This window comes from Halorhodospira sp. M38 (genome assembly GCF_022227985.1).
Classification (GTDB): domain Bacteria; phylum Pseudomonadota; class Gammaproteobacteria; order Nitrococcales; family Halorhodospiraceae; genus Halorhodospira; species Halorhodospira halophila_A.
Map to the genome: position 1 here is coordinate 1 of NZ_JAJNQP010000075.1, position 1,018 is coordinate 1,018.

Below are 1,018 nucleotides of genomic sequence, written 5' to 3' on the forward strand. Positions count from 1 at the left end.
GTCGAACTCCACCGGATGGGTGGTCATGCGCAGACGGGTGACGTCGTCCATCTTGAGGTCGATGTAGGCGTCGATCAGGTCGTCGGAGAAGACCCCGCCCTGCTTGAGGAACTCCCGGTCGTTGTCCAGGGCCTCGAGCGCCTCGTCGAGCTGGAAGGCGACCTTGGGGATCTCCTTCTCCTCCTCCGGCGGCAGGTCGTAGAGGTCCTTGTCCATCGCCTCGCCGGGGTGGATCTTGTTGCGGATGCCGTCGAGACCGGCCATCAGCATGGCGGCGAAGGTCAGGTACGGGTTGCCCGTGGAGTCCGGGAAGCGCACCTCGATGCGCCGCGCCTTGGGGTTGGCCACGTAGGGCACCCGCACCGAAGCGGAGCGGTTGCGCGCCGAGTAGGCGAGCAGCACCGGCGCCTCGAAGCCCGGCACCAGGCGCTTGTAGCTGTTGGTCGAGGCGTTGGCGAAGGCATTGATCGCCTTGGCGTGCTTGATGATCCCGCCGATGTAGTAAAGCGCCTCCTCAGAGAGACCGCCGTACTGGTCGCCGGCGAAGATGTTGTTGCCGCCCTTGGAGATCGACTGGTGGACGTGCATACCGCTGCCGTTGTCACCCACCAGGGGCTTGGGCATGAAGGTGGCGGTCTTGCCGTAGGCGTGGGCGACGTTGTGCACGCAGTACTTGAGCGTCTGCAGCTCGTCGGCCTTCTTGACCAGGGTGCGGGCGGCGACACCGATCTCGCACTGCCCGGCGGTGGCCACCTCGTGGTGGTGGACCTCCGGCTCCAGGCCCATCTCTTCCATGGCCTGGCACATGGCAGCGCGGATGTCGTGCAGCGAGTCCACCGGCGGGACCGGGAAGTAACCGCCCTTCACGCCGGGGCGGTGGCCGATGTTGCCGTCCGGGTAAACCCGCTCGGAGTTCCAGCCGGCCTCCTCGGAGTCCACCTTGTAAAAGCAGCCACTCATATCGGCGCCCCAGCGGACGTCGTCGAAGACAAAGAACTCCGGCTCGGGGCCGCTCGGG

1 protein-coding gene is annotated in these 1,018 nt (G+C 66.3%); it reads right to left on the reverse strand.

The genetic code is table 11. The features are described 5' to 3' along the window. A partial coding sequence (glnA, locus tag LRA98_RS12825) for a type I glutamate--ammonia ligase (protein ID WP_238640853.1) occupies window positions 1–1,018 on the reverse strand: 1,018 nt, incomplete at both ends.